The following is a 25,357-nucleotide window of genomic DNA, read 5'->3' as shown; positions in this document are numbered from 1 at the left end:
AAAAAGTTGGGTTGGTTCTTACTTAAAGCGTACGACGACGGGCGGGCACCCGCCGTCGTACGTGGCCTTTGTCCCGACAGGCTCGACCAGCGGTCAGAGCATGCAGGAAACGCAACCCTCCACTTCCGTGCCCTCCAGCGCGAGCTGGCGGAGACGGATGTAGTAGATGGTCTTGATGCCCTTGCGCCAGGCGTAGATCTGCGCCTTGTTGATGTCGCGGGTGGTGGCGGTGTCCTTGAAGAACAGCGTCAGCGACAGGCCCTGGTCCACGTGCTTGGTGGCAGCGGCGTAGGTGTCGATGATCTTCTCGTAGCCGATCTCGTACGCGTCCTGGTAGTACTCCAGGTTGTCGTTCGTCAGGTACGGCGCCGGGTAGTAAACGCGGCCGATCTTGCCTTCCTTGCGGATCTCAATCTTGGAGGCCACCGGGTGGATCGAGGAGGTGGAGTTGTTGATGTAGGAGATCGAACCGGTCGGCGGAACAGCCTGCAGGTTCTGGTTGTAGATGCCGTGCTCCATGACCGAGGCCTTCAGCTCGCGCCAGTCATCCTGCGTGGGGATGTGCACGTCCTTGAAGAGCTCCCGGACCTTCTTGGTCTGCGGCACCCACTCCTGCTCGATGTACTTGTCAAAGAACTCGCCCGACGCGTACTTGGACTTCTCGAAGCCGCCGAACGTCTGGCCGGTCTCGATGGAGAGCAGGTTCGACGCGCGGACCGCGTGGAACACCACGGAGTAGAAGTAGATGTTGGTGAAGTCCAGGCCCTCTTCGGAGCCGTAGTGGACCCGCTCACGCGCCAGGTAGCCGTGCAGGTTCATCTGGCCCAGGCCGATGGCGTGCGACTGGTCGTTGCCGCGGGCGATGGACGGCACCGAGGTGATGTTGGACATGTCCGAGACAGCCGAGAGCGAGCGGATCGCCGTCTCGATGGTCAGGCCGAAGTCCGGCGAATCCATGGTCTTCGCGATGTTCAGCGAGCCCAGGTTGCAGGAAATGTCCTTGCCGGTCTCGTCATAGGACAGATCATCGTGGTACGTCGTGGGCTGCGAGACCTGGAGGATCTCCGAGCACAGGTTGGACATGATGATCTTGCCGTCGATCGGGTTTTCCCGGTTAACGGTGTCCTCGAACATGATGTACGGGTAGCCGGATTCGAACTGGATCTCGGCGAGGGTCTGGAAGAACTCGCGCGCCTTGATCTTGGTCTTCTTGATCCGGGAATCGTCCACCATCTCGTAGTACTTCTCGGTGACCGAGACATCGGAGAACGGCATCCCGTAGACACGTTCGACGTCGTACGGCGAGAACAGGTACATGTCCTCGTCCTTCTTGGCCAGCTCGAAGGTGATGTCCGGGATGACGACGCCGAGCGACAGGGTCTTGATGCGGATCTTCTCGTCCGCGTTCTCCCGCTTGGTGTCCAGGAACCGGTAGATGTCCGGGTGGTGGGCGTGCAGGTACACGGCACCGGCGCCCTGGCGGGCACCGAGCTGGTTGGCGTAGGAGAAGCTGTCTTCGAGGAGCTTCATCACGGGGATGACGCCGGAGGACTGGTTCTCGATCTGCTTGATCGGCGCACCGACCTCGCGGATGTTGGTTAGTGCGAACGCCACACCGCCGCCGCGCTTGGACAGCTGCAGGGCGGAGTTGATGGAGCGGCCGATCGACTCCATGTTGTCCTCGATGCGGAGCAGGAAGCAGGAGACCAGCTCGCCGCGCTGCTTCTTGCCGGCGTTCAGGAACGTCGGGGTGGCGGGCTGGAAGCGGCCCTCGATGATCTCGTCGACCATCTGGGTGGCCAGCTGCTCGTTGCCGCGGGCCAGGTGCAGGGCGACCATGCAGACGCGGTCCTCGTAGCGCTCCAGGAAGCGCTTGCCGTCGAACGTCTTCAGCGTGTAGGACGTGTAGAACTTGAAGGCGCCCAGGAAGGTCTCGAAGCGGAACTTCTTCTTGTAGGCCCGGTTGAAGAGGTCACGGATGAAGTTCATCGTGTACTGGTCGAGGGTTTCGCGCTCGTAGTACTGGTTCTTCACCAGGTAGTCGAGCTTCTCCTCGAGATCATGGAAGAAGACCGTGTTGTTGTTCACGTGCTGCAGGAAGTACTGGTGGGCAGCCTCGCGGTCGGCCTCGAACTGGATTTCGCCGTTCGGACCGTACAGGTTCAGCATCGCGTTCAGCTCGTGGTAGCCCAGGCCCTTGTAGGCAGCGGGGAGCGCCGGCTTCTCCTGCTTTTCAACAGCCGTGTCCATGGACGCGTCCTTTCCTTCGGGCCTGGTTACTTCTGTGTCTGCGACAGTCGTGTCCAAAACTCTTCCAATCCTTCTTGTACACGGGAGACGTCTTCCGGCGTGCCCATGAGTTCGAACCTGTATAGGTGGGGGACCTTGCACTTGGCGGCGATGATGTCGCCTGCCATGCAGTAGTTGTCCCCGAAATTCGTGTTTCCGGCCCCAATGACGCCACGGAGCAGGCGCCGGTTTTCCGGGTTGTTCAGGAACCTGATGACCTGTTTCGGCACTGAACCCTCGCCGCCTGTCCCGCCGTAGGTGGGGACCACGAGCACGAACGGCTCACAGGCAACGACGGGTTCGTCCTTCACATGCAGGGGGATCCTGGCGGCGTCCGCACCAAGCTTCTCGATGAAGCGTTTGGTGTTCTCGGAGGCCGAGGAGAAGTAGATGAGGCGGCTGTGGGTCTGGTTCACGGACGGTGTCTGATTGACGGGCGTCGTGTCCGCAGCGCGGGCTGCGGCCGGCGCATCGGCAAGTGCCGGCGCAGCCATGCGAGTCACCTCATCTACTTGGGAATTCTTTGCCGGAAACGGCGTGGGCGCAGCCTTAGGCCACGGAAGCGGACGCGCTGAGCGCCAGCTCTTCGATCTTGTCCGGGCGGAAACCGGACCAGTGGTCCTGGTCCGTAACCACGACCGGCGCCTGCATGTAACCGAGCGACTTCAGGCGCTCAAGGGCGTCCGCGTCCTGGGAGATGTCAACGCTCTGGTAGGCGATGCCCTTCTTGTCCAGTGCACGGTAGGTAGCGTTGCACTGTACGCAAGCCGGCTTGGTGTAAACCGTAACGGTCATGGTTCCTGTCCCCTTTGTTGAAGTCACTGCTGCTGCACTCTTCTGAGACCTTGCTGGTGTCTCTGTCTTTAAATCTCTGGCATCGTAGCGGTGGACTCTGCCCGGACCTTACCGTCCAGTACTGGCTGCGCCGGTCTCCCGCTCAATCTGTATGTCGATACTACATGTAGTGCGCGGCCCCGGACGGGACCCCAAGATGATGTATTACAAGTATGTCATTTAATGCACTTTTAATCCACAGGCCGGGGCCCTCAAAATGTCCGGATTTCCGGGTTTTTCGCGGACGGAATCCACACCCTGTGGAGTAGTTAGACACATTTAAACGTCAGCGTGTCGTGCCGGAGACGGCGTGTCGCGGCGCCCCTGACGGCACCTTTTGGGTGGCCCGGAACACAACAGTGGGGGTCCCGAAGCATGCTTCGGGACCCCCACTGTGATTAAGCGAACGCCGGGCCGGTGCTGCACCTCCCGGCGGACATGAGACGGGCTACAGCTGTGCCTCCCTGCGGTCCAGCACGATTTGCTGCACGTCCAGGTATCCGGACTGGAAGCCTGCCCGTGAGTAGCACAAGTAGAACAGCCACATCCGCTGGAAGACCTCGTCGAATCCGAGCCCCCGCACTTCCGCGGCCCGCTGCAGGAAGCGTTCCTCCCACAGCCGGAGCGTGACTGCATAGTGGTCACCCATCCCCCGGCGCTCACGCACCCGCAGGGTGGTGTGCTGCTCCGTGACTGTCTCGATCGCCCGCACCGACGGCAGGAATCCGCCCGGGAAGATGTACTTGTGCACCCACGTGTAGGCACTGCGGGTGGCAAGCATCCGCCCGTGCGGCATGGTGATGGCCTGGATGGCCACCTTGCCGCCGGGTGCCAGCAGCCGGTCGATGGTCTGGAAGTAGACGGGCCAGTATTCGTAGCCCACCGCTTCGATCATCTCCACGGACACGACGGCGTCATACTCGCCTTCCACGGCACGGTAGTCCTGCAGCCCGACAGTGACCTGACCGGAGAAGCCGGCCTCCTCGATCCGCTGCTGCGCAAGCGCCTGCTGCTCGCTGGACAGCGTGACCGTGTACACGCTGGCGCCCCGGGCTGCGGCCCGCAGGGCCAGTTCGCCCCAGCCGGTGCCGATCTCCAGCAGCCGGGTGCCCTCCCTCACGCCGGCCTTGTCCAGCAGCCTGTCGACCTTGGCCTGCTGCGCACCGGCCAGGGCCTCCCAGCCCACCCCCGCCAGATGGCCGGCCGACGCCGGGAACAGCGCCGAGGAGTAGCTCATGGTGCTGTCCAGGAAGCTGGCGAACAGCTCGTTGGAGAGGTCATAGTGCCGGGAGATGTTGCCGCGGGTGTTCTGCTCGGTGTTGCGCTCCTGGCGGGGCGCCCTCGGCAGATACAGATTCCGGAGTTTCTGCAACGGGACGGGGATGAGCGTGTCCACCGATGAGGCAAAGACCTCAAGGACGCCGGCAAGGTCTGACGCCTCCCAGTCCCCCGCCATGAAGGACTCCCCCAGTCCGATCAGCCCGTTGTCGCCGATCCGGACCGCGAAGCCCTCCGGACGCACCATGGTCATCACCGGGGCCTCAGCATCCCCGTTGCCCAGCACCTTCCCGTCGGGGTATTCCACCCGGAGCGGCAGCCGGCGGACGGCCGCCTGGAACAGTGAGCCGGCCGCCTTGCCGGCCAGCTGCGCCTTGATCCCGGCAGGCGGACGCGCGACGCCGGGCCACACCTCCGCGTCGATGGCCGCCGGCGCCGGCGGCACGCGGGAGGCCCCGCCTGGCATGTTTCCACTGTGCCGGACCCCGTGCGAAGGGTCCCCGACTGAGGGATCTGGGTATGACGGATCTGTGTACGACGGATCTGTGAGAGTCACGAGACGGCCTCCTGTGCTCGGTGGTCGGGACGGCGGGTGACGGGCAACCCGCGGGCCCAGAGTTTGATTCCCTGCCAGCGGATCTGCAGGACAACGCGGAACGGCGCGAGCGGGACTGCAGCCGCCGCCGCGAGGATGCTGCGGGGTGTGGCGGGCCGGCGGTCGCCGGTCATGGTGGCGGTGAAGGGCTTCCGTCCGGCGCGCTCCAGCACCACGGCAATGGCGAGTTTGTCCGCCGGCTCCGGCAGGCTCATCCGGTAGCTGCCGTCCACCCCGTTGAACGGGGACACGAAAAATTCCTTGTCGGCCCGGGCGCCGCCGGCGCCGTCAGGGTGCAGGAGGTAGCAGTGCCGTTCGCCGTACGTGTTGTGGACCTCGGCTATGACAGCACGCAGTGAGCCGCCGGAACCGTGGCACCAGAAGATGCTGATCGGGTTGAACACGTGTCCCAGCACCCTGGCGCTGGCCAGCATGGTGACCGTACCGCCGTCGTGCTCTTCGCCGTGCACGGCAAGGAAGCGGTCCACGTTCGCCCGGATGCTCGCGGCGGGATCCCCTAAATGGTCCTTCGCATGGAACCCGGCGAGGGGCCGCAGCCACCAGGGCAGTTCCGGCAGCTCATCAAGGTCCACGTACCAGCTGTAGCTGCGGTAGGTGAAGGCATTCTTCAGCGGATCACGCCGCACATGGCGGATGCTGGTCCGGTAGATTGCCGCGGTCATGGCACAGGCTCCGCGGCGTGCCCGGCACCGGATGCCGCGGCCTCCGTTCCGGAGGAGTCCGGCTCCGCAGCGAAGGGATCCTCCCACTCGCGGCCCAGCTGCGCCGCCGCCCGCACACCGGAGGCGGCGCCGTCCTCGTGGAAACCCCAGCCGTGGTAGGCCCCCGCGAAGGCCAGCCGGTGGTCGCCCAGCTCCGCCAGGCGCTCCTGCGCGGCCACGGAGTCGGGCGTGTACTGCGGGTGCTCGTAGACGAGGTCCTGCAGCACTGACTCCGGTTCGATGAGGTCCGATTCGCCGAGGCTCACGATGTAGCTGCCGCCGTCGTGGGGCGTGAGCCGCTGCAGCCGGCTGAGGTCGTAGCTGACCAGCACGTGTCCGGGGCGGGCGGTGCAGGAGGGCAGCCGGTAATTCCACGACGCGCGGGCGGCGCGGCTGCGCGGCAGCACCGCCGGATCACGGTGGAACTTGATGTGGTTCACGGAATAGGGGATGTTCCCAAGAACCTGGACCTCCGCCGGCGTCGGTTCGGCCAGCACGGCGAGTGCTTCGCGCGGGTGGGCCGCGATGACCGCGCCGTCGAAGTGTTCGGTTCCGGCCGCCGTCGTGATCTCCACTCCGGTGGGGATCCGGCGCACGGCGAGGACGGCGCTGGAGAGCCGGACGTCCTGGAGGCCTTCGACCACGCGGTCAACATAGCGCCGGGACCCGCCCTTCACCGTCTTCCACTGCGGCGAGCCCTTGATGCCCAGCATGCCGTGGTGGTCAAGGAAGGTGAAGAGGTACCGGGCGGGATAGGCCAGCGCCGTGGTGGGGTCGCAGGACCAGACAGCGCTGACCACCGGCGCCATGAAGTGCGAGGTGAAGTAGCCACTGAACTGTTCGCGTTCAAGGAACTCGCCCAGCGTTTCCTCCGGCCCATTGAGCCGCGACGCACCGGCACGCGGTCCACCGGGCCGCGGTGCGCCGTCGGCAGTGCTGGCCAGCAGTGCCCCGGCCTTCCGCCAGAACCGCAGGATCTCGGCAAGCATCAGCAGGAACCGGGGCCGCGCGAGGTTGCCGGGCCGGGCAAAGACACCCGCGGCGCCCTTTGCCCCCGCATATTCCAGGCCGCAGCCGTCGCAGCGGATGCTCATGGTCATGTCCGAATCCTGCGTTTCCACCCCGAGCTCGCTGAACAGCCGGATGAGGTTGGGGTAGGTGCGGTTGTTGTGCACAATGAAGCCGGTGTCCACGGCCAGGCTCCCCGACTCCTGCCGCACGTCGTGCGTGTGGGCGTGTCCGCCCGGCCGGGCATCAGCCTCGAAAAGGGTCACATGGTCCCGGCGGCTGAGGATGTGCGCGGCCGTCAGGCCCGCCACCCCGCTGCCGACGACGGCGACATGCCGCCCTTCGTCTGCACTCCGTGCTGGGCTCGGTGACAATTTTTGCTCCTCTGCTGAACAGTTGCCGTGATTCGGGTAGTCAACGGCTATTCGGAGCAGTCCGGCGTGCCGGATGGGTGCGGAGTCTTTTTCCCGTCCCAAAGCACCCGGAGTAAGGTTGGCTGGTGGTCAACCCCGTGCATTTGAGGACGCTTCTTGAGGTGACGCGGCTGGGTTCCTTCGCCGCCGCGGCAGCCCGGCTTGGCTACACCGCCTCGGCGGTGTCCCAGCAGATGTCCGCCCTGGAGCGGGACACCGGCGTCCGGCTGTTCCAGCGCTCGGCCCGGAGCGTGGTTCCCACCGACGCGGCGATGGTGATGGCGCGCCACGCAGCCAAAGTGCTTACGGACATCGAGGCGCTGATGGCGGCAGCCTCCAAAACGCAGGACACCACCAGCCAGGAGCTCCGGCTGGGCATCTTCCCGAGCCTGGCCACCTATGTCCTGCCGCGGATCCTGCGCAGTCCCGCCTGGAAAGGACTGGGCATCGACCTCAGGGTTTCCGTGGCGGAACCCGCCCAGACCATCCAGGGCCTGCGCACCGGCGGCGACACCGATGTGGCGCTCGTGTACCAGGTGGGACAGTCCGGGCTGGCCTGGCCGCACACCATCAACCGGCAATGGATCGGCGACGACAATTTCCGCGTGGTCCTTCCCTCCGGCTGGGGTTTCCGCACCGACGCGAAAGTGGCGGCGGACCATCTCTCGGACATGCCCTGGATCATGCACCATCCGGGCACGAGCGATGCCACCGTCATAGAGCGGCTCTTCGCGGGCTGCAATCTCCATCCCAGAGTGGTGGCCTACAGCGACGATTTCCACGCCAGCCTGGAAATGGCCGCCGCCGGGCTGGGCGCTGCACTGGTCCCGGAGCTTGCGCTGCTCCACCGGCCCGCCGGCGTCGTGGTGCTGGACGTTCCGGAAATCCGGCTGGCCCGCAACGTCTTCGCGCTGCTCATCAATGACAAGAAGACGGCCCGGGTGCAGCTGTTCGTGGACCTGCTGGCCGAAACGATGGGCAGCCTGGGGCAGTCAGTTAAATGATCCCCGAAGCTGGAATGCTCTGCTTTTCGGGTCTATGTTGAAGATATGACCACCAAGGTAGCGAGCCAGCACTTCGGAGTAATCGAGCTGAACCACGGCAGGGACCATAACATTGCCGCGGAGCACGAGCTGGCCGGCCAACGCCTTGAGCTGGACCTCAACATCAACGCCCATGACCACTTCGACGAAGCGGCCATGCACAAAGTGGACTACCGCCTCCGGTACCTCCCCGAGCTCGTGGACGAGGTCAGGGAAATGATTGCCGAGGAGCTCGAGCAGGAGGGCACCAGCCCGCAGGAATACCTTCGCTTCCACTGCAACGCCATCAAGGACGAGCACCTGCAGAAGATCTTCGGCGTCAAGGAGAAAAGCCAGCTCACCAATGCCGTGTTCCTCAAGGCCCTGAAACTGGGCCACGTGGGGATCTACCCCGGCCAGCCGGAGCGCTACTTCGTTCTGGACTTCACCCTGGGCGAGCACTTCACGGACGAGGTCCTGGTGGCCTCGGCGGACGAGGACGGCGTGGTCGACGACGAGATCGTCTGGGAGTCCTGACCCTCCCATCGATTGCTCCATAACTGCCCTTATGGGCATTGAAAACGGCGCCTTCTCAGCAGTCGATGGTTAAAAACGACGGCGGCGCCCGCCACCTTTCGTGACGGGCGCCGCTTGGTTCGTGGTGCTTTTTACTACTTGGCTTCCTGCAGCAGCTCGGCGCGGACCGTCTTGGTGGCCGCGACCAGGTTACGCAGGGACGCTTCGGTCTCGGCGTAGCCGCGGGTCTTTAGGCCGCAGTCCGGGTTGACCCAGAGCTGGCGGGACGGAACGTGCTTCACGGCGGTGCTCAGCAGTTCGGTGACTTCCTGCTCGCCCGGAACGCGCGGCGAGTGGATGTCGTACACGCCGGGTCCGACGCCGCGGCCGAAGCCGTGGGACTCGAGGTCGTGGACGACCTCCATGCGGGACCGAGCGGCCTCGATCGAGGTCACGTCGGCGTCCAGGCCGTCGATCGCGTCGATGATCACACCGAACTCGGAGTAGCACAGGTGGGTGTGGATCTGCGTTGCGTCGGCTGCGCCGGCGGTGGCCAGGCGGAAGGAGTTGACGGACCAGTCCAGGTACGCGGGCTGGTCGGCCTTGCGCAGCGGGAGCAGTTCACGCAGGGCGGGCTCATCAACCTGGATGATCTTGATGCCTGCGGCTTCGAGATCGGCGATCTCGTCGCGCAGCGCCAGGCCCACCTGGTTGGCGGTCTCGCCCAGCGGCTGGTCGTCGCGGACGAAGGACCAGGCCAGGATGGTGACCGGACCGGTCAGCATGCCCTTCATCGGCTTGTTGGTCAGCGACTGGGCGTATTTGGCCCATTCCACCGTGATGGGGGCGCTGCGGGTGACGTCGCCCCACAGGATCGACGGACGGGTGCAGCGGGAGCCGTAGGACTGGACCCAGCCGTGGACGGTGACGTCGAAGCCTTCGAGGTTCTCGGCGAAGTACTGGACCATGTCGTTGCGCTCGGGCTCGCCGTGCACCAGGACGTCATAGCCGAGCTCTTCCTGCAGCTCGACGACGCGCTTGATCTCGTCCTTCATGAGCTGCCCGTACTGCTCGTCGGTCAGGTCGCCCTTGTTGTTGCGGGCGCGGGCCGAACGGATTTCCGAGGTCTGCGGGAAGGAGCCGATGGTAGTGGTCGGCAGCGGCGGCAGCTGCAGTGCTGCTTCCTGGGCGGCTTCGCGGACCTTGTACTCGGAGCGGTTGAAGTCGGCCAGAGTCAGGGCCTCGGTCCGGGCACGGACGTCGGCGCGGCGGACACCCTCGGCTTCGGCGCGGGAGGCGATGACGCGGGTGGCCTCGTCGATGGCCGGCTGGACTGCGGCGGCATCGGTCAGCAGGCCGGCGAGGGTGACAACCTCAACGGCCTTCTGGTCGGCGAACGCCAGCCAGCTGCGGAGCTGATCGGACAGCTGGACCTCTTCCTCAACGTCGTGCGGGACGTGCTGGGTGGAGGTGGAGGTGCTGATGGCCAGCTTGGCGACGCTCCTCTGCAGCTCGGCGATCTTGTTGGCCGAGCTGCAGGTCGTTGCGCCAGATGTTGTGGCCGTCCACGACGCCGGCGACGAGGGTCTTGGTGCCCAGCGCAGCCAGTGCCGCGGCGGAGGGAACCTCGCCCTTGAAGACGTCGATGTGCAGGGCGTCGATGTTGGTGGCGGCGAGGGTGCCGAGCTGGCCGTGCAGTGCGCCGTACGGCGTGGAGACGAACAGCTGCGGGCGGCCGGCGGCAGCGGTGAGGACCTCGTAGGCGCGGGCAACCGCGGCCTCGATCTCCTGTTCCGGGGTGTCCTGGTCCACCACCAAGGCCGGCTCGTCCAGCTGGACCCAGCTGGCGCCGGCAGCGGCCAGCTTCCCGAGCAGGGCGGTGTAGACCGGGAGGACGTCCTCGAGGCGGGACAGCGGGCTGAAGCCGGCGGGGGCGTCGTCGGAAGCCTTGCTCAGCAGCAGGAAGGTGACCGGGCCCACGATGTACGGGCGGGTCTCTACGCCGTTGGCGAGTGCGTATTCGAACTCTTCAACGATGCGGCTGGAGGTCAGCGCGAAGTTGGTCTCCGGGCCGATTTCCGGCACCAGGTAGTGGTAGTTGGTGTCGAACCACTTGGTCATTTCCAGCGGCTGCTGTTCCTTGTTGCCGCGGGCCAGGGCGAAGTAGCCATCAATGTCCAGCTGTCCCTCAGCGTTGAGGAGGTTGCCGAAACGGGCCGGGACGGCGCCGACGTGGGCGGCGGCGTCGAGCACCTGGTCGTAGAAGGAGAACGTGCCCGGAACCGCCGCGGCTTCGGTAAGGCCGAGGCCCTGAAGGCGCTTGGCGGTGCCCAGCTGGATTTCCTTGGCGGCGGCGTCCAGTGCCGCGGCGTCGATCTTGCCGGCCCAGTATGCCTCCACGGCCTTCTTCAGTTCGCGGCGGCGGCCGATGCGCGGGTAGCCCAGGATCGAGGCGGACGGGAAGGACGTGCTCTGCACGGGGCTCTGTTCAGTCATGTGAATTCCTAAAATCGTTGCGAAAAATCGTTGCGAAAAGCAGTGAATGTCTCGGGGAGGAATGTGGTTAGCTGGCGAGCTGGCGGCGTGCGAGCGCGCTGAGGCGGCTCGTCGGGCGGGCCGGCCGGGCAAGCTGCAGCTTGTCCAGCACCTCCAGCGCGCTCTGGTGCTCATTGAACGTGTAGATGTGGAGTCCCGGCGCTCCGGCGTCCAGGGCCGCGTTGGCCAGGTCCACCGTTGCGCTGACGCCGATCCGGAGCCGCTCGGCGTCGGTATCCGCCGCCGCCATGCGCTCGATGAGTTCGGGTGCAGGTTCGACGCCGGTCAGCTCGCCCAGGCGCTTGAGCCTGCGCAGGCTGGTGAGCGGCATGACGCCGGGGATGATCGGGATGGTCACGCCGGCCCGGCGTGCCCTGGTGAGCAGGTCCGCGTACTGGTCGGTGTGGAAGAAGACCTGGGTGATCGCGAAGTCGGCGCCGGACCGCTGCTTGGCGAGCAGCACCTCGACGTCGTGGGCCTCGCTAGGCGATTCCGGATGCCGCGTCGGGTAGGCCGCCACACCAACGGCAACCTTTCCGGCGCACAGCAGCGCGGAGCGCCGCTGCTCGACCCTGCGGATGAGCTCAATCAGGTCCTGGGCGTAGCGCAGCGAACCGCTAGCCGGCACGCCGCTGTCCTTCGGCAGGTCGCCGCGCAGGGCAAGGATGCCGCGGACGCCGGCGTCGAGCAGTTCACCGATGATTTCGGCGAGTTCCGTCGGCGTGTTGCCAACGCACGTCAGGTGGGCCAGAGGGCGGAGGGTAGTCTCCAGCACCAGGCGGTTGATGAGTTCGACGGCAGTGTCCCGGTTGGAGCCGCTGGCTCCGTACGTGACCGACACGTAGTCGGGATCGGTGGCTTCCAGTTCCCGGATGGTGGTCCAGAGGGTCTCGGCGGCAGCAGGCGACCGCGGCGGGAAGAGCTCATAGGAGAGCGCCACCGGTGCGGCGTCTGAGAGATTTGGGTGCGTGTCAATTAGGCTTGGTGGTGACATTTGCGTCCTTGGCTATGGGCCATTGAAGGCTGCGCTGCGGTGGCGGGAAGCCCCGGCAGCATGCGGTCAATGAATTGAGTTTGGGGAAACACGGGACGGACTTTGGCAGGACGCAGCCGCGACTGTTACGCCTGGAAGAAGTCCACCGTGAGCAAATGTCAGGCCCACATGGGGGCACCCACACCCCCCTTGGCGGCCGGCAGGCGGCTCACCGCAGCGGAGGATCGCTGACACGTTACCTCGGTAACTTGTATAAAAGTCTAGAAGCCGTCCGGGGCCGCCTTCAAGTTGACGCCGAATTAAGACGCTGCTTTACGCCCGGTTGGACTGCCCGTTCAGAATTATCTTCGCCCAAAGGGCCTCTGGGGTCCATCGGCCGCCCGAAACTGGCCCGGCGTACCTCTTTTCAAACCACGGAAATTAGTCCATTCTTTTGTCACGTCGTATCGGATTCGGCAAGGTCTCAGGTTGAGGAGGCTGGATGCTTCTTCTGGTTCTTCCTCGGTGAATCGTCCCGAGAGAACATAATCCGCGCCCGTCTTGGCCTGCGTCGCACCGTCCCGAGATTCGGCCGCCGGCAGGGCGCGGTTCGCCAGCGTTCTGCTGCAGCCCGGGCACGGCACTGACGGCGCGGTGGAGTTGCTGGAAGCCAGAAATCCCCCCGGCGAAAGGCCACGAGATGTTCCAGCTTCACAAACCACCGCTTTCCAAAGCACCGCTTTACAGGGCACCGTCCGCCCCGGGCTCCGCCCTGGTGCTCCTCCTCGCGCTGGCAACCGTTACGTCCTGCGCTCCGCAGCAAAATACCGCCCCGCAGGTAACCTCCGGTTCGGCCGCAGCGACAGCGACGTCGGCCGCGGCCACCCCCACCGGATCTGGTGCTTCGGGATCCGCCACCCCCGGTTCAACGGGGACGGCCGGCGCGGAAGAGCTTTGCGGTCCCGGGTCCGCGATCAACTTTGACATCTCCCAGTTCCAGTCATCCCCCAACGTGGACAACAAGTGGTTCCCGCTCAAGCCCGGCATGCAGTACACCACCACCGGAGACGTCAAGAGTGCCGAGGGAGACGTCAAACGCACTGTGGTGCACTCGATAACGGGACTGACCAAGGTCATCGACGGCGTGAAGACCCAGGTCATGTGGGACCGGGACTACGCAGGCGATGAGCTGGTGGAGTCCGAACTGGCGTTCTTTGCCCAGACCAACAGCGGCACCGTCTGGCTCTTCGGCGAATACCCCGAGGAATATGAGAACGGAAAGTTCACCGGGGCGCCCTCCACCTTCATCCACAGCCTGGATGAGGCCCAGGCCGGCATCGCGATGCAGGCGGACCCGCAGACCAACACACCCAGTTACGTCCAGGCCCACGCAGCGAGCGTAGATTTCCTGGACTGCGGGCAGGTCTTCAAGCAGAACGACCATGTGTGCGTCGCCACAGGCTGCTATGACGACGTGCTGGTGATTGACGAGCGGAACCCGCTTGAACCGGCGGTAGGCCACCAGCGGAAGTACTACTCGGCCGGGACCGGCCTGGTGAAGGTGACCGCAGTTGGCGGCAAGGACCAGGAGACGCTGGAGCTCGAAAAGATCGAACAGCTCACCGATGCCAAGCTGAAGGAGATCAACCAGGAGGCCCTCAAGCTGGACAAGCATGGCTACCAGGTCAGCAAGAACGTCTACGCCAAGACCGAACAGGCTGAGGTTGCCACCGAAACGTCTGCGCCAGCCAGCAGCCCGGCTTCAGGCGACAAGCCGACTGTTCAGCCCGGCTACTAGTTCGCAGGGGCGTCCGATACGGGAAAGGGTGCCCGGCACGTGGTTGCCGGACACCCTCCCCTATGACCTTGATCCGGTCTATTCTGATGCCATGATCCAGCTACCAGCCAGCTACGAGGAATACCTCGTTGGCAAGGACCCGAGCTTCGTTGACATGGTCCGTCCGGTCCTTCTCCAGTCGGCAGCGGACCAGCTGCATGGCGTCCGGGTACTGTTTGTTCCCCGGGGACACCAGGCACACCTGGACGACACGATTCCCTATGGAACGATCGTCGAAGACATCGACTGAGACTTAGCCTTCAGGCGGCGTGAATCCGCCGGCAGGCTCAGCCTTCAAGGAGGAGCCGCTGGGCCCGGGGCGCGAGGGTGTGCTCAAGGACCAGGCAGGCAGCACCCACTGCTCCCACGTCCTCCCCCACTCCTGTCCCCACCACTTCGACGGGGTGGATGTTGCCGGCGTCGCTGCTTTGCTGGATCAGTCCGGGGACCTTCTCCAGGTAACGCCCGGACAGCAGCGGCCAGAAGGGGCCGCCGAACACCACGCGGTCCACGTCCAGCGTGTTGGCCACCGCTGACGCCGCCCGGGCCACGAGTTCAGCCGATTTGTCGATGATGGCGGCCGCCTTGGTGTTGCCTGCATCGGCGGCCTCGCAGAGCATGGTGAACCGGTCCTGGACGGCAGAGCCGTTGGCGGCAGTACCGGGCTCATCCAGAATGCCGGCGGCCTGTGCCTGCGCCACAAGGACCTGCGGAATGCAGGTGGATTTGACGCAGCCGCGCAGCCCGCAGTCGCAGGGGGCACCGTCCGGGTCGACAATGATGTGGCCGATCTCGCCGGCGTTGCCCGACGTGCCGCGCACGACCTCGTCATTGAGGACGATGCCGCAGCCGATGCCGGTGCCCATGTACATGAAAACAAAGCTGCCGGCGCCGCTGGGCCCGCCGGCCCACGTTTCGGCGACCGCGGCGCTGGTGACGTCCTTGTCCATCAGTACGGAAAGGCCCGTGGCCTCGGCCAGCGCATCCCGGAGCGGCACATTGTCCCAGCCGTCAAGAAGCGGCGGCTCCACCACCGTTCCGTTGTCATGGTCGATGGGGCCAGGCGCCGCGACGCCCAGCCCGGCAATCTTGGCACGGTCCACGCCCGAGGCTTCGATCAGCCTGTCGATTTCGGCGGCAATGGCGGTAATGACAGCCTCGGGCCGGGAACTGCCCGGCGTTTTCACGCTCGAATGCTGGACCACCGCGCCCAGCAGGTCAAGGACGACGAACGTGGCCACCGCAGGGTCCAGGTGCACACCAACCGCGTACATGCCGGCGGGATTCAGGCGGAGGATGGTCCGTGGTTTGCCGGGCCCGCTGCCCTCTTTGCCTGCCTCGACGATGAGGCTCTGGTCCAGCAGGCGGCGGGAGATGTTTGAAATGGTTTGCGGGGACAGTCCGACAATCTGGGCCAGTTCCACGCGGCTGAGCCCTCCGGAGGTACGGCGGATCGCATCAAGAATGACAGTGAGGTTGAAGTCGCCCATCCGGGGCAGGTTGGTTCCGCGCCTCGGCGAGGGCTGGCGGATCTCGGTCAAGGATTCCCCTAACATCTTTTGTTGGCCATCCCCCAATGTCTGAATCTCCCCAATGTCTGAATGGTACGTCACGCCCCCTGTAACGGGTACGCCCCACGCGCAGGGGCGGTACAGGGTGAATCGGCGCCGGCCCCGGCGCTCATCTTGCCGCCCGCCTGACGCTGGCGGCCACCGTGAATTTGGGGTTCCGGCCCCTCACCTTGGTGGGGCCAACCAGCCGCTCCAGGGCCGGCACATAGCGCAGGTGGCTGTTGAAGACGGTCCAGAGCTGGCCCCCGGGGGCCAGCACCCGGCCGGCTGCCTCGAAGAGCTTCAGCCCCGCCCCGGCATGGACGCTCGAGCCGAGGTGGAACGGCGGGTTCAGCAGGATCAGGTCTGCGCTTCCGGCCGGAAGGGTGCTCATGGCGTCATCCTGGAGGGCTGTGATGCTGCCGGCCAGGCCGTTGGCCCGGGCGGTCGCTGCCGCCGATGCCACTGCGGCCGCGGACCGGTCGGTGGCGAGGACCTCGGTCTCGGGATGCCGGCGGGCATACATCGCCGCCAGGATCCCGGTGCCGCAGCCCAGGTCCACGGCCCTGCCGGCGGCTGGGATCTCCGGCAGGAACGTGAGCAGGAAGCGGGTTCCTATGTCCAGGCGGGTGCCTGCGAAAACGGCTCCGTGCGCGCAGATGTCGAGATTGAGTTCGGCGCTGTGTTCGGTCACGGGGTAGGGCGGAGGACCGTCCGCCCGTTTCAGGCCGGAGGCAATGAGGAGGCGGGATTTTTGCCGGGCCAGCTGCGGCTGGACCGTGCCGAAGTGTTTGCCCAGCACGGCGTTCATGCCAAGGGACATGTGCTTGACCCGGCCGCCGGCAAGCAAAACCGCACCGGCAGGCGCGTGCCGGGCAACGGCGTCGGAAATTTCCTCGAGTTCAGCGAGCGTCTTAGGTAGCTGCAGCAGCACCAGGTCGGCGCCGGCCAGCAGTTCGGCGCCGAGCGGCAGCTGGACAAAGCCCGCCCCGACCCCCAGCGCTGCCGCATTGTTGCGGAGCGCCCGCTCCCCCGTGACAAGGTCCTGATGCACCTTCACCTGTGCCGGCACCTGTCCGGCACCGCCGGCCAGCAGCCCCAGGGTGAGTGCCCCGTAGTTGTCCCCAATGACAGCAACGGTGCCGTCCGGGGTAAGCAGATCAGCAGCGGCATCAAGCAGAAGCGAGTCGGTGGCGTCCCATGCCTGAAGGTTGGCGGCCTCGACATCCGGGTGCCTTCGAAGCAAGTCCAGGACCTGCCCAAGACCGTTTTCTGTCACGTGTTGCCGCCGCCTCTTCCTTGCTGGTTGCCCGGGCGGAAATCCGCCTGTGCAAATCTACCGTGGATCCGTCGCGGCTGCCGGGGCCGCGAGGAGTTTGAGAATTTCGGTCACCGCCGCCCGGCCGGCGCGGTTCGCGCCGATGGTGGACGACGACGGGCCGTAGCCCACCAGGTGCACCCGCGGTTCCGCCGCCACCCGGGTTCCCTCCATGGCAATCCCGCCGCCTGGTCCCCGCAGGTGCAGCGGCGCCAGGTGTTCCAGTTCGGCCCGGAAGCCGGTGGCCCACAGGATCACGTCCGCCGCGAGGAACCCGCCGTCGGCCAGCCGGACGCCGCCGGGTTCGATCCCGGTGAACATCGGACGCCGGTCCAGCGCGCCGCGTGCGGCGGCCGCCCGGAGCGCCGGAGTCCAGATGAGCCCGGTCGCCGCCACGACGCTTTGCGGCGGCAGTCCCTGCCGCACCCGCTCTTCCACGAGGGCGACGGCGTCGTGCCCCGCCTGCCGGTCGAACGCCTCCCGCCATACCGGCTCACGGCGCGTGAACCAGCTCGTTGAGGTGACCTTGGAGATTTCGTCCAGCAGCCCGACGGCGGAAATCCCGCCGCCCACCACGATGACGTGCAGGCCCCGGAACTCCTCCGCGGACACATAGTCGGCCACATGCAGCTGACGGCCGCCGAAGGTGAACTGGCCCGGATAGATTGGCCAGAACGGCCTGGTCCACGTGCCCGTGGCGTTGATGAGCGCTCGGGCTGACCAACCGCCGTCGGACGTGGTGATGCTTAGCCGCCCGGCCGGGTCCGCGTCCTCCCGTTCGACGGCGAGCACCTTCACGGGCCGCTCGACGGCCAGCCCCACCTGCCGCTCGTAGGCGGCGAAGTAGCGGCTGAGGAAGGCCGAGCTCGGCTCCGTGGGGTCGACGTCCGGCTGCGGTATCCCGGGAAGGTCGCTGATGCCGTTCACCGTGGCCATGAGCAGGCTCTTCCAGCGGTGCCGCCACGCTCCGCCCGGCCCGTCCTCGGCGTCCAGCACCGCGTAGGTCTGCCGCGGGCCGGCTGACCTCCCCGGATCTTCTGGCCGTTCTGCGGCGCCGGCCGGCGTGAAGCCGCGGCGGGCCAGATGGAACGCGGCGGAGAGGCCGGCCTGACCTGCGCCTATGACCACGACGTCGGCGTTCCGGGTCGCTTTGCTGCTTACAGTGTCACCGCTCAACAGTGCCGCTCCCCCGGCTCATTTATCCGCTCCACTTTTTCATCCTATGCGCCGTGCGTCCGCGGGCAGCACGGACCTGGCTGCCGCCCGTCCTCCGGAACGCGGAAGGTCCTCCTGGACACCAGAGTGCAGGAGGACCATCCGGGTTTTCGGTTGGTTGTCTCGTTTGTCAGTCGTAACTGTCAGTCGTCGCTGCCGTGGCCGCCGCTGCCTCCGCTGTCGTCGCCGGGCTCGGTGGCCTTGTGGTCTCCGCCCTTGTCGTCGCCGGCCTCGGGCGCTGTCCGCAGCCCACCGTGGTCATCGCCCGGTTCAGCAACCCGGGGTACCTGGTCTGAGCGGAGGCCGCCCTTGTCATCACCCGGCTCGACGGAGAGGGAGCCGCTGCCACCGAAGTTCTGCGCCGGAGTTGCGGCTGCTCCGCCGTTGTCGTCGCCGGGCTCGGCCGTGGTCCGCTGGCCTCCCTTGTCGTCGCCTGCTTCCGCTGGCTTGGACGCCTTCTTGGCCGCTGATGTCTTCTTGTCATCCGCCTGCGTGTCATCAGTTGTCTTGGCGGCGGCCTTGGCGGAGCTGACGGCGGGGGCCGGGGTCCGGGTTGCGGAGTCGTCCGTTACGAGGACGCTCTGTGCGTCGTCGCTGGTACCGGGGTCGGTGTTGCCCAGAGTCTGGGTGGTGGCGAAGGCGGCACCTCCGGTGAGGAGGACGCCGGCGACGGATAGGGCGAGGGCTGCTCTTGTCTTCATGGCTCCACAGTAGAAATCCGCCGTCGAGGATAGGTGCAGAGGAAATCCAAGAGTTGTCCAAGATTGCCCTCGCGGATCTCCCCACCCGGATGGCGCCGAAGTGACTGCCGGGCCGGGGCAGGCGCAAGCGGTGTGCACAGGAAGTGCACGCGCAGGAAGGGAAAGTCGGGTAGGAGACTCGATAAGCGCGGGGTCAGTCGTCGGCGCCGTGGCCGCCGCTGCCTCCGCTGTCATCGCCTGGCTCCGGGGCCTGCCGGAGGCCACCCTTGTCATCTCCGGGCTGAACCGGGATCACCACAGCCGGTGCGGGAGCGGGCTGAACGGTCACCGTTCCGCCGCCGGGGCCGGATGACGGTGCAGTCGCGGAACCGGCGGCATTCCCGGGGGCAATCGCCGGGGCGGACTTCGCCGGACTGGGTTTGGCTGCCGCTGATGCCGCTGCACCGGATTTCGCCGAGCCCGGCTTTGCGGGGCTGGATGTCGCCGGAGTGGCCGTTTTCTGTGCGCCGGCCGGTGCACCTGTCGCGTGTGGCGTGGCCTTCGGACCAGCCGTGGTGGCAGGAGCCGGCACGGAACCGTTCGGCAGGAGGACCACGTTGGCATTTCCGGTGCCGGTGGGCGAAACGCTGAGCACCTGCGTATTGACGGCAAGCGCCGCCGAGCCCGCAGCGAGTATCCCCGCGACGGACAGCACCAGGGCAGCTCCCGTTTTCATGGCTCCACTTTAGAGGCAAAGCGGGAAAGACGGGCCCAATGAACATCCAAGATTCGTCAAAGATTCGCGGACGGCTGCAGCCCGGGTGTTAAACAAAAACCGCCGATTCGTGGTCTGAACCATGAACCGGCGGCTGCTTGGTGGAGCTGAGGGGACTCGAACCCCTGACCCCCTGCATGCCATGCAGGTGCGCTACCAGCTGCGCCACAGCCCCAAGCTGTTTCCCCGGAATCTTTGCGATTTCCCGGAGCAACCCGACCAGCGTAGTCCAGAAATCGCCAAGATGCGAATCGACGGCATGTGGCTTCCGTCACGTTCAGCGAAGAGCCTGAAAAGCCGTGTCAACGCTGCTTTCGGGCAAACAAAAATCCGCCGGAATCTTGCGATTCCGGCGGATCATCCGGTGGAGCTGAGGGGACTCGAACCCCTGACCCCCTGCATGCCATGCAGGTGCGCTACCAGCTGCGCCACAGCCCCGTATTCTTGCTGCTTCGTTCTCGATCTCTCCGAAGCAACTCAAATATCTTAGACCAGCGTTTCCGAAAATTCCAAATCGGGCATATTCGGTCCCGCCGCTACTCCTGTTCGGCGGCAGCGCTGGCTTTGGCCGAGGCGTCGTCCGGCAGCTGGAGGTCCACTACCGGGCAGTCCTTCCACAGGCGCTCCAGGGCATAGAAGACGCGGTCTTCCTCATGCTGGACGTGGATGACGACGTCGGCGTAGTCCAGCAGGACCCAGCGGCCGGCCGAACGGCCTTCCCGGCGGACCGGACGAAGGTCCTGCTTGATGAGCTCCTCTTCAATGCCGTCGACGATGGCGTTGACCTGGCGTTCGCTGGGTGCCGAGGCAATGAGGAACACGTCCGCCAGGGCCAGCCGTTCGCTGACGTCAAGGGCGACGATGTTTTGGGCGATCTTGTCTGCCGCGGCCCTGGCTGCGTGCCGGGCTATGGTGACAGACGATTCGGATGCAGTCACGGGACTCCTTGTAGTGATAAAAAAATGTAGGTGGTGGTACTGGCGAAGTCAGCGTGCGAGTCCGCTGATGATCATGATGACGCCGGCAACCAAGGCAATGGCGCCGAGCGCCACGACGCCAAGCTGAATCAGCTTCAGCCGGTTGGCCCGGGCGAGTCCGGCAGTCGCCGCGTCCAGGGGTTCCAGCCCGTAGGCGGACTTTGCCGACACCGGCGGCAGGGCCGTAACGTCTTCACCGGACTCATCGGTCCAGGCATTTTGGCGGGTGCCGGCCGGAGGCGCAGCTGCCGAACGCGCCGCCGCTTCCGCCCGCGCGATAACCCGCGACCGCCCGGAGGACGGCGCGCCCGAACGGGAGGCCTTGGCGGCACGGTTCCCACGAGCCGGGACCCGCGGACCGGGGTTGGTCACCACGGGAACATGCGAGGTAGCCGGCCGCTTCATGACGGGACGGTCGACGCCGGGCACCTGTTCAAATTCCAGCGGGGTCACCATGGCAAGGTTGCTGGCGGTGGACGGACCGTTTTGTCCACTCTGCTGGGGTGTATTCTGTTCGGCAAGCTTCTGCTTGGCCATGGCCCGCTTGTTGAGCACGGCGGCCCGTTCGGCCAGGGCAATCTGCTGGGCCAGGATTTCCGGATCCACGGCTTCAGGGTCCGTCGCCGCGATGTGTTCCATCTTGGCGATCTGGTTCTTCGCCTGTTCAGCGAGGAGGGCACGCGCCTCAAGGGCCTGCTCCACCGTCATGCCGTCGGGCAGGTCGTCCCCCGCCGTCGACGCGGGCCGCGGACCCGGACCGGAACCTGGACCGCCGGCGGGCTGACCTGCCGGCTTGGAGCCGGTGGCCTGAGCGGGCTTGCCGGCCGTTCCGGACGAGGAGTCAGGCGCAGCAGCGGACGGTTTCCCGGCGGAGGCGCCGCCGTCGGCCGGCTGCACAACGGGCATCGCCGAAGTAACAGCCTGCTCCTTGAGTTGCATCAGCCGAAGCTGGCGGCGTGTCGGCGGGCCACCGCCGGAAAGCTGCTCTTCCTTTTCGGCCAGCTCCTTGATGGTCCGCAGCGCCGCCCTGTCGCGGGCACGGATCTGTGACGAACGCTCGGCGGCTGAAACGGCCGGCGGGGAGTCCACGGGACCAGGAGCCACCCGGCGGACGCGCCCGGTATCCTCCTGGCTGCTGTCTGCGGCGGCCGGACGCTTCGAAGCAGATGGGTTAGAGGCGGGAACTTTAGAAACAGGCGGTTTCGAGGCAGGGGCTTGCTCGCCGGCACCCGGAGGGGCGGCGTTCCCGTTCTGGGCCAGGGCTTCATCCCGGGCCTTGCGCAGTTCTCGGCGGCTGCGGATCGGTTGCTGTTCCTGACTCATCTCAAACTCATTCAGTGCTGGCTGGATCGTTTGTCTCGGTAGTTTCGGAGCTGCTGTTCCCGGCCGGTGCGGCGTAGAGCCCGTATTTCGCGATGTACTGCACCACTCCGTCCGGCACCAGGTACCAGACAGGGTTATGGGCGGCAACGCGGGCGCGGCAGTCGGTAGACGAGATCGCCATCGCGGGGACCTCGAGCAGGCTGACGTCCTTGCGGCCCATGCCGTCGAGCTCATGGCCTGGCCGGGTAACCCCCACGAAGTGGGCCAGCGACCACAGCTCGTCGATGTCCTTCCACGACAGGATTTGCGCCAGGGCGTCAGCGCCGGTGATGAAGAACAGGTCGGCGTCGGGCCGCTGGGTCCGCAGGTCGCGGAGGGTGTCGATGGTGTAGGTGGGCCCGGGACGGTCCACATCGACACGGCTGACGGTAAAGCGCGGGTTCGACGCCGTGGCGATCACCGTCATCAAATAACGGTGCTCGGGTTCGCTGACCTTCTTGCTGGACTTTTGCCACGGCTGGCCGGTGGGCACGAACACGACCTCGTCGAGTCCGAACTTCGCTGCCACCTCGCTGGCGGCCACAAGGTGGCCGTGATGGATGGGATCGAAGGTCCCGCCCATCACGCCCAGCCGCAGCCGGCGCTGCGTATCCTTGTGGTGCAGTGCGGCGGAAATCTTAGTGGCCCTGGCCGTGGTCGTGCTTGTTGGGGTGCTGGCGGTGCGGGTCAGCGTGCTCGTCAACCGCGCTGTGGCGGTTGCCCAGGTTGGTGTAGGAGAGGGTGACGAACATCAGCACCACGAAGAGGGCGAACATCGAGACGCCGAAGACCCACGGCTCGGCCCACAGGGGCGCCCTTTCTTCGTGTTCGGCAACTGACGCGGCAATCTGCTGGAGCAGCATTTTCTCCCCTAGGAATAAAAGGATGACGACGGCGGAAATTCCCGCCGGTCTGGACTTCTTTACTATGTTACCGCTATGTCAGGAGCGGACTTGGCCCTCGCCCTGGACAATCCACTTGGTGGTTGTCAGCTCGGTCAGGCCCATCGGGCCGCGGGCGTGAAGCTTCTGCGTGGAGATCCCGACCTCGGCCCCCAGGCCCAGCTCGCCGCCGTCGGTAAACCGCGTGGACGCGTTCACGATGACCGCAGCGGAGTCGATCTCCGCGATGAAGCGCTCGGCGTTCCGCAGGTCATTGGTCAGGATGGCCTCAGTGTGTCCCGTCGACCACGTCCGGATGTGCTTCACGGCGTCGTCAAGGCTGTCCACCATGGCCACGGCCAGGTCCAGGTCCATGTACTCGGTGGCCCAGTCCTCCTCGGTTGCCGGCAAAGATTCCACCGATGCGGGGAGCGCGGCCCGCACGCGGTCATCGGCATGCAGCCGGACACCCGCCTTGCTCAGCGCTGCGGCAACGGCGGGCAGGACCGTCGAGCCGGAGTGCACGAGGAGCGTCTCCACTGTGTTGCAAACGCTGGGGCGCTGCGTCTTGGCGTTGAGGAGGATCTCCACGGCCATGTCTTCACTGGCTGATTCGTCGATGAAGATGTGGACGTTGCCCTCACCGGTCTCGATGACCGGCACGGAGGAGTTATTGACAACTGTCTGGATCAGTTCACGCCCGCCGCGGGGAATCAGCACGTCGACGCGTCCGCGGGCACGCATGAGCACGTTGGCGCCGTCGCGGCCGTACTGGTCCACGGTCTGCACGGCATCCGCCGGCAGGCCCACGGACTCCAGGGCATCGCGGAGCACGCGGATGAGGGCCTCGTTGGTGAAGGCTGCCGCCGAACCGCCGCGGAGGATCACGGCGTTGCCGCTCTTGAGCGCCAGGCCGGCGATGTCCACCGTGACGTTGGGACGGGCCTCGTAGATGGCGGCCACGACGCCCATGGGGACGTTGACCTGGCGCAGGCGCAGGCCGTTGGGCAGGGTTTGTCCGCGCACCACGTTGCCCACGGGATCGGGCAGCCCGGCAAGGTTCTCCAGGGCGGCGGCGAGGGCGGCAATGCGGGTGTCGTTGAGGGTCAGCCGGTCCAGGAGGGCGGCGGACGTGCCGTTGGCGCGGCCCGCCTCCACGTCCTTGGCGTTCGCGGCGAGGATCTGCTGCTTGTTCGTGAGCAGGGCGCTGCCGATGGCGCGCAGGGCCTTGTCCTTCCATGCCCGGTTGGCGCGGCCCATGCTGCGGGCGGCCTGGCGGGAACGGTCGGCGATCGCGTAGACGGCCGCCTCGACGTCAGCCGGTGTGGGCTGGCTGTCTGCCGGCAGGGTGGGGACCGTCGTAGCGTCGTTGGATGTCTCAGCTGCTTGGTTCATCAGTGCCTCAGTCATCATTCAAGTCTAGGCGAGTCCGGCGCCTAGACCAGAACCAGGTCGTCAACGTGAACAACTTCACGGTCGAATCCGCGGCCCAGGGCCTCCCCCAGCTCCACGGTGGACCGTCCGAGCATCTGCGGCAGTTCGGCCGCGGAGTAGTTCACCAGTCCGCGGGCGATGACGGTGCCGTCAGGCGAGACCATTTCGACGGCGTCGCCGCTTTCGAAGCTGCCTTCGACGGAGGTGATGCCGGCGGGCAGCAGCGAGGTGTGGTTGTCCCGTACGGCCCGGACGGCGCCGGCGTCAAGGAACAGCCGGCCCTGCACGTGGGCCAAATGCGCGAGCCACATCATCCGGACGGACTTGCGGGCACCGTTGACGGTGAACCAGGTTCCAACGTCATCGCCGGCCAGCGCCGCGGCGGCGTTTCCGGTGGAGGTGACGAGCGCCGGGATGCCGGAATCGGCGGCCATGAGGGCGGCCTCAACCTTGGTCTGCATGCCGCCGGTGCCCACGCCGGCTTTGCCGGTCTTGCCGATGGAGACGCCGTCGAGGTCCTCCGGACCGTCCACCTGGGGAATGCGCTTGGCGCCCTGGGCGGGCGGGCCGTCATACAGGGAGTCGACGTCGGACAGCAGCACCAGCGCATCGGCGCGCACGAGGTGCGCCACGAGGGCTGACAGGCGGTCATTGTCGCCGAAACGGATCTTGTGGGTGGCGACGGTATCGTTCTCGTTCACGACGGGAACGACGCCAAGGTTCAGCAGCCGGTTGAGGGCACGGAACGCATTCTGGTGGTGGCTGCGCCGCATGAGGTCGTCGGCGGTGAGGAGGACCTGGCTCACCGTGACACCGTGGGCGGCAAAGGCGTGCGTGTACCGTGCCATCAGCAGGCCCTGCCCCACGCTGGCCGCGGCCTGCTGGGTGGCGAGGTCACGGGGACGCTTGGCCAGGCCCAGCGGCGCCAGGCCGGCCGAGATGGCACCGGAGGAAACGAGGATGATCTCGGTTCCCGCGTTGCACTTGGCGGCCAGCACATCCGAAAGCTCGGTGAGCGCCTCCTCCGATATTCCGCCCTTGATGCTGGTAAGGGACGACGATCCTACTTTGACCACAATCCGGCGTGCCCTGGCGAGCATGCTGCGGTCGTCGGTCCTGGGTTCCTCGATGACAATTGCGGAA

22 protein-coding genes, 2 tRNA genes and 1 pseudogene are annotated in these 25,357 nt (G+C 66.1%); 4 read left to right on the top strand and 21 right to left on the bottom strand.

Annotated features, from left to right (window positions below; genetic code table 11):
- Nucleotides 1-93: 93 nt before the first annotated feature.
- From nrdE to R5O87_RS00695, 6 genes are all read right to left on the bottom strand, one after another.
- Nucleotides 94-2,250, bottom strand: a complete 2,157-nt coding sequence (nrdE, locus tag R5O87_RS00720) for a class 1b ribonucleoside-diphosphate reductase subunit alpha (protein ID WP_410556986.1) — start codon at nt 2,248-2,250, stop codon at nt 94-96.
- A 26-nt stretch (nt 2,251-2,276) separates the two neighbouring features.
- Complete coding sequence (gene nrdI / locus R5O87_RS00715; RefSeq protein ID WP_410556984.1) at nt 2,277-2,783, bottom strand: class Ib ribonucleoside-diphosphate reductase assembly flavoprotein NrdI; 507 nt, start codon at nt 2,781-2,783, stop codon at nt 2,277-2,279.
- Nucleotides 2,784-2,838: 55 nt separating this feature from the next.
- The gene (gene nrdH / locus R5O87_RS00710; RefSeq protein WP_076802586.1) at nt 2,839-3,084 is read right to left on the bottom strand and encodes a glutaredoxin-like protein NrdH; all 246 of its coding nucleotides are present in this window, start codon (nt 3,082-3,084) and stop codon (nt 2,839-2,841) included.
- A 487-nt stretch (nt 3,085-3,571) separates the two neighbouring features.
- Complete coding sequence (locus tag R5O87_RS00705) at nt 3,572-4,867, bottom strand: class I SAM-dependent methyltransferase (protein WP_410556983.1); 1,296 nt, start codon at nt 4,865-4,867, stop codon at nt 3,572-3,574.
- Between the two features lie 86 nt (nt 4,868-4,953).
- On the bottom strand, nt 4,954-5,679 hold the full coding sequence (locus R5O87_RS00700) for a DUF1365 domain-containing protein (RefSeq protein WP_410556981.1): 726 nt from the start codon (nt 5,677-5,679) through the stop codon (nt 4,954-4,956).
- Complete coding sequence (locus R5O87_RS00695) at nt 5,676-7,100, bottom strand: NAD(P)/FAD-dependent oxidoreductase (RefSeq protein WP_410556980.1); 1,425 nt, start codon at nt 7,098-7,100, stop codon at nt 5,676-5,678. Before R5O87_RS00695 ends, R5O87_RS00700 begins: the two co-directional genes overlap by 4 nt.
- Nucleotides 7,101-7,225: 125 nt before the next feature.
- On the opposite strand from R5O87_RS00695, the gene R5O87_RS00690 reads away from it, so the two are divergent.
- Both R5O87_RS00690 and R5O87_RS00685 read left to right on the top strand, forming a co-directional pair.
- The gene (locus R5O87_RS00690) at nt 7,226-8,143 is read left to right on the top strand and encodes a LysR family transcriptional regulator (RefSeq protein WP_410556979.1); all 918 of its coding nucleotides are present in this window, start codon (nt 7,226-7,228) and stop codon (nt 8,141-8,143) included.
- Between the two features lie 45 nt (nt 8,144-8,188).
- Nucleotides 8,189-8,698: a DUF2004 domain-containing protein gene (locus R5O87_RS00685; protein ID WP_331572979.1), complete on the top strand. Its 510-nt coding sequence runs from the start codon at nt 8,189-8,191 to the stop codon at nt 8,696-8,698.
- A gap of 134 nt (nt 8,699-8,832) precedes the next feature.
- Here R5O87_RS00685 and metE read toward each other — a convergent pair.
- A pseudogene (gene metE / locus R5O87_RS00680) lies at nt 8,833-11,173 on the bottom strand (5-methyltetrahydropteroyltriglutamate--homocysteine S-methyltransferase).
- A gap of 67 nt (nt 11,174-11,240) precedes the next feature.
- Nucleotides 11,241-12,206, bottom strand: coding sequence for a methylenetetrahydrofolate reductase (locus R5O87_RS00675; RefSeq protein WP_410556978.1), 966 nt, complete (start codon nt 12,204-12,206; stop codon nt 11,241-11,243).
- A gap of 679 nt (nt 12,207-12,885) precedes the next feature.
- Between R5O87_RS00675 and R5O87_RS00670 the strand changes: the two genes are divergently transcribed.
- The gene (locus R5O87_RS00670) at nt 12,886-13,983 is read left to right on the top strand and encodes a hypothetical protein (RefSeq protein WP_410556977.1); all 1,098 of its coding nucleotides are present in this window, start codon (nt 12,886-12,888) and stop codon (nt 13,981-13,983) included.
- 91 nt (nt 13,984-14,074) lie between these two features.
- Nucleotides 14,075-14,272, top strand: coding sequence for a hypothetical protein (locus R5O87_RS00665; RefSeq protein WP_003800990.1), 198 nt, complete (start codon nt 14,075-14,077; stop codon nt 14,270-14,272).
- Between the two features lie 37 nt (nt 14,273-14,309).
- On the opposite strand, the gene R5O87_RS00660 is transcribed toward R5O87_RS00665, so the two are convergent.
- The 13 genes from R5O87_RS00660 to proB form a co-directional block, all read right to left on the bottom strand.
- On the bottom strand, nt 14,310-15,563 hold the full coding sequence (locus R5O87_RS00660) for an ROK family transcriptional regulator (protein WP_410556976.1): 1,254 nt from the start codon (nt 15,561-15,563) through the stop codon (nt 14,310-14,312).
- A gap of 139 nt (nt 15,564-15,702) precedes the next feature.
- Nucleotides 15,703-16,851, bottom strand: coding sequence for a class I SAM-dependent methyltransferase (locus R5O87_RS00655; RefSeq protein WP_462836356.1), 1,149 nt, complete (start codon nt 16,849-16,851; stop codon nt 15,703-15,705).
- Between the two features lie 57 nt (nt 16,852-16,908).
- Nucleotides 16,909-18,066: an NAD(P)-binding domain-containing protein gene (locus R5O87_RS00650; protein ID WP_410556974.1), complete on the bottom strand. Its 1,158-nt coding sequence runs from the start codon at nt 18,064-18,066 to the stop codon at nt 16,909-16,911.
- Between the two features lie 182 nt (nt 18,067-18,248).
- Nucleotides 18,249-18,806: a hypothetical protein gene (locus tag R5O87_RS00645; protein ID WP_410556973.1), complete on the bottom strand. Its 558-nt coding sequence runs from the start codon at nt 18,804-18,806 to the stop codon at nt 18,249-18,251.
- Between the two features lie 193 nt (nt 18,807-18,999).
- On the bottom strand, nt 19,000-19,521 hold the full coding sequence (locus tag R5O87_RS00640; RefSeq protein ID WP_410556972.1) for a hypothetical protein: 522 nt from the start codon (nt 19,519-19,521) through the stop codon (nt 19,000-19,002).
- 138 nt (nt 19,522-19,659) lie between these two features.
- Nucleotides 19,660-19,735, bottom strand: a tRNA-Ala gene (locus R5O87_RS00635).
- Between the two features lie 190 nt (nt 19,736-19,925).
- Nucleotides 19,926-19,998, bottom strand: a tRNA-Ala gene (locus R5O87_RS00630).
- A 98-nt stretch (nt 19,999-20,096) separates the two neighbouring features.
- Nucleotides 20,097-20,498 (bottom strand): ribosome silencing factor, encoded by a 402-nt coding sequence (gene rsfS, locus R5O87_RS00625; RefSeq protein WP_410556971.1) that lies wholly within the window; start codon nt 20,496-20,498, stop codon nt 20,097-20,099.
- Between the two features lie 48 nt (nt 20,499-20,546).
- Nucleotides 20,547-21,860: a hypothetical protein gene (locus R5O87_RS00620; RefSeq protein ID WP_410556970.1), complete on the bottom strand. Its 1,314-nt coding sequence runs from the start codon at nt 21,858-21,860 to the stop codon at nt 20,547-20,549.
- A gap of 7 nt (nt 21,861-21,867) precedes the next feature.
- Complete coding sequence (gene nadD, locus R5O87_RS00615; protein ID WP_236783241.1) at nt 21,868-22,482, bottom strand: nicotinate-nucleotide adenylyltransferase; 615 nt, start codon at nt 22,480-22,482, stop codon at nt 21,868-21,870.
- Between the two features lie 55 nt (nt 22,483-22,537).
- Nucleotides 22,538-22,762, bottom strand: a complete 225-nt coding sequence (locus R5O87_RS00610) for a hypothetical protein (RefSeq protein WP_331573004.1) — start codon at nt 22,760-22,762, stop codon at nt 22,538-22,540.
- Nucleotides 22,763-22,840: 78 nt separating this feature from the next.
- On the bottom strand, nt 22,841-24,190 hold the full coding sequence (locus R5O87_RS00605; RefSeq protein ID WP_410556968.1) for a glutamate-5-semialdehyde dehydrogenase: 1,350 nt from the start codon (nt 24,188-24,190) through the stop codon (nt 22,841-22,843).
- A 26-nt stretch (nt 24,191-24,216) separates the two neighbouring features.
- Entirely contained in the window at nt 24,217-25,314 is a 1,098-nt protein-coding gene (gene proB, locus R5O87_RS00600; protein ID WP_410557005.1) for a glutamate 5-kinase, read from the bottom strand.
- Nucleotides 25,315-25,357 lie beyond the last annotated feature (43 nt).

Origin of the sequence: Arthrobacter globiformis, from assembly GCF_046536215.2 — a bacterium.
In the GTDB taxonomy this organism is placed as follows: Bacteria; Actinomycetota; Actinomycetes; order Actinomycetales; family Micrococcaceae; genus Arthrobacter; species Arthrobacter globiformis_E.
Note: the sequence above shows the minus strand (reverse complement) of the source record. Positions and strands in the feature narration are given on the sequence as shown.